A 3,720-nucleotide genomic window follows, 5' to 3' on the forward strand; every position below is an offset into this window, starting at 1 on the left:
GACGGCGCTGCGGTCCGCGGGGGTGGACACGTTCTGCGAGGTGGGTCCGGACGCGGTGTTGACGGCGATGGTGGCCGAGGTGGCCGGTGACGGCGAGGTGCGCCGGGTCGCGGTGCTGCGTCGGGACCGTTCCGAGGTGGAGTCGCTGTTGTCGGCGGTCGGTCAGTTGCACGCGGCAGGGGTGTCGGTGGACTGGTCTGCCTATCTGGCGCAGGCGGGTGTCCGGCCGAGAGTGGTCGACCTGCCCAGCTACGCCTTCGACCGCACCTGGTACTGGGCCGAGCCGTCGACCTCGGCCGAGGTCGACACCCCGGCCACCGCCCTCGACGGCCGGTTCTGGGCGGCGGTGGAGTCGGGCGACCCGGGCCTGCTCGGCGGCGAGCTGGGCGTGGGCGCGGACGAGCCGTTCGGCGCGGTGCTGCCGAAGCTCGCCCAGTGGCGTCGGGACGCCCAGCGGCGTTCGACCGTCGACGGTTGGCGCTACCGCGTCGGGTGGCGCTCGCACCAAGTGGACGGGCGTACCGGCCTGACGGGCTCGTGGCTCGTGCTGATGCTGCCCGGCCAGGAGGAGCACCCTGCGGTCGCCGCGTTGGCGGCCCGGGGCGCCCGGGTCGTCCCCGTGGTGATCGACGCCGTGGACCGGGACCGGATCGCGCGGCAGCTCGCCGGCGCGGTGGACACCAGCGAGACCGTCGCCGGGCTGCTGTCCGTGATCTCCCTCGCCGGGGCCGGGGTGGCCGAAGCGTTGACGGTGGCCCAGGCGATGGCCACGACCGACATCGACGGTCGCCTGTGGTGGCTGACCAGCGGTGCGGCCTCCGTGGGCGGCTCCGACGACACGGAAGTCGACGCCACGGCCAGCTCCGTCTGGGGTCTGGGACGGGTGGTGGCGTTGGAGGAGCCGGGCCGTTGGGGTGGCCTGGTGGACCTGCCCGGCGTGGTCGACGAGTGGGCGTGGGATCGGTTGTGCGGGGTGTTGGCGGGTGGCGATGAGGACCAGGTGGCGGTGCGGCCGTCCGGGGTGTTCGTGCGGCGGCTGGTGCGGGCCGGTGCGGACGCTGGCGGTGGCGGTGTGCGGTTGTCGGGAACCGTGTTGGTGACGGGCGGCACGGGCGCGTTGGGTGTACGGGTGGCCGAGTGGGCGGTGGGCGTCGGCGCGGAGCATGTCGTGCTGGTGTCCCGGCGCGGCGAGACCGCGCCGGGGGTGGACAGCGCGGTGGCGGGTCTGCGGGGCTCGGGTGCGCGGGTGTCGGTGGTGGGGTGCGATGTGGCCGATCGTGCTGCCGTGGCGCAGTTGCTGGCGGGATTGGCCGAGCGTGGTGATCGGGTGCGGGCGGTGGTACACGCGGCCGGGGTGGCGCAGATGACGCCGTTGGGCGAGGTGGGCCCGGCAGAGCTGGCGGAGGTGCTGCGGGCGAAGGTCGGCGGCGCGGTGGTGCTGGACGAGCTGTTGGCGGGTGCAGACCTGGACGCGTTCGTGGTGTTCTCGTCGATCGCGGGCGTGTGGGGCAGCGCGGGGCAGGTGGGGTACGCGGCGGCGAACGCGTTCGTCGACGGGTTGGTGGTGTCGCGGCGGGCCCGGGGCCTGGCGGGAACGTCGGTGGCCTGGGGCCCCTGGGCCGAGGCGGGAATGGCGGTGGGTGAGGCCGGTGAACAGCTGAGCCGGCGGGGCCTGGTGAGCATGGCGCCGGAGCTGGCGGTGGCGGGGCTGGAACGGGCGCTCGCGGTGGGTGACGTGTCGGTGGTGGTGGCGGACGTGCGGTGGGACAGGTTCGCGTCGTCGTTCACGGCAATGCGGCCGAGTCCGCTGCTCACCGAGATCCCCGAGGCCCAGGCGGCACTCGCGGCGGCCACCCCGAACCCGGATGCCACCACCGACGGGACGTCCGCGCTGCGTGGGCGGCTCGCGGGCCTGCCGGAGGCGGAGGCCGAGGCATTCCTGCTCGACCTCGTACGGTCCCAGGTCGCCGCGGTGCTCGGCCATTCCGGCGCGCAGGCCGTCCCGGCGGACCGGGCCTTCCAGCGCCTCGGGTTCGACTCGCTCACGGCCGTCGAGCTGCGCAACCGGCTGACCGCCGAGACGGGCCTCACGCTGCCCACCACCCTCGTCTTCGACCACCCGACCCCGGCGGCCCTGACGGCCTTCCTGCGCGACACCGTGATCGGAGCGTCGGGCGACTCGCCCGCCGCCCGCCGCACCGCCGCGCTGGACGACGATCCGATCGTCATCGTCGGGATGGGCTGCCGCCTGCCCGGCGGCGTCGGCACGCCCGACGAGCTGTGGCAACTGCTCGCCGCCGGCCGGGACGGCATCTCGGAGTTCCCGCTCGACCGGGGGTGGGACGGCATCCTGGACAGCGGCATGTCCGACACGTCCTTCGTCCGCAGGGGCGGCTTCGTCTACGACGCCGGCGAGTTCGACGCGGAGTTCTTCGGCATCTCGCCGCGCGAGGCCCTCGCGATGGACCCGCAGCAGCGGCTGCTGCTGGAGACGTCCTGGGAGGCCATCGAGTCGGCGGGCCTCGACCCGACCAGCCTCAAGGGCGGTGCCGTCGGCGTCTTCGCCGGCGCCAGCTTCCAGGGGTACGCCAGCGGATCCGTCGGCCGGGCCCAGGAGGTCGGCGGGCACCTGCTCACCGGCAACGCGACCAGCGTGCTGTCCGGTCGGGTGGCGTACTCGTTCGGGTTCGAGGGGCCGGCGGTGACGGTCGACACCGCCTGCTCGTCCTCGCTGGTGGCGCTGCACCTCGCGGCCCAGGCACTGCGGTCCGGCGAGTGCGACCTCGCGCTGGCCGGCGGCGTCTGCGTCATGGCCTCCCCGGCCACCTTCGCGGAGTTCTCGATCCAGGGCGGGCTCTCGGCCGACGGGCGGTGCAAGTCCTTCGCCGAGGCGGCGGACGGGACGGGTTGGTCGGAGGGCGTCGGTGTGCTGCTGGTGCAGCGGTTGTCGGACGCGCGGCGGGAGGGTCGGCGGGTTCTGGCGGTGGTGCGGGGTTCGGCGGTGAACCAGGACGGTGCGTCGAACGGGCTCACCGCGCCGAACGGTCCGTCGCAGCAGCGGGTGATCCGGCAGGCCCTTGCCAGCGCGGGTCTGTCGCCGGTCGACGTGGACGTCATCGAGGCGCATGGCACGGGTACGACGTTGGGTGATCCGATCGAGGCGCAGGCTCTGCTGGCCACCTACGGGCAGGGCCGGGATGAGCCGTTGCTTCTGGGTTCGGTGAAGTCGAACATCGGTCACACCCAGGCCGCCGCCGGCGTCGCGGGAATCATCAAGATGATCCTGGCGATGCGGGAGGGCGTCGTGCCGGCGACGCTGCACGTGGACGAGCCGTCCTCGCACGTGGACTGGTCGTCGGGCGCGGTGACTCTGGTGACGGAGTCGCGGGAGTGGCCGGGGGTGGACCGTCCGCGTCGGGCGGGGGTGTCGTCGTTCGGCATCTCCGGCACCAACGCCCACGTGATCATCGAGCAGCCCGGTCCGGAGTCGGTGGTGGAGTCGGTTCCGCCGGCGCGGGTGGCTCCCGGGTTGCCGGTGCCGTGGGTGGTGTCGGGGCGTTCGGAGCGGGCGTTGGTGGGTCAGGCGGCGCGGTTGGCGGCGTTCGCGCGGGGTCGGTCCGGCCTGTCGGCCGTGGACGTGTCGTGGTCGTTGGTGTCGTCGCGGGCGGCGTTGGAGCACCGGGCGGTGGTGTGGGGCTCGCGCGTGGACGATCTCGTGGC

The 3,720-nt window shown here is 74.1% G+C and carries 1 protein-coding gene; it reads left to right on the forward strand.

The window, feature by feature from the left end; translation table 11 throughout:
* Positions 1 to 3,720, forward strand: a 3,720-nt coding sequence (locus C5N14_RS27310; RefSeq protein WP_117672135.1) for an SDR family NAD(P)-dependent oxidoreductase, incomplete at both ends; no start/stop codon positions are given.

It is taken from the genome of Micromonospora sp. MW-13, from assembly GCF_003434305.1.
Taxonomy (GTDB): domain Bacteria; phylum Actinomycetota; class Actinomycetes; order Mycobacteriales; family Micromonosporaceae; genus Micromonospora.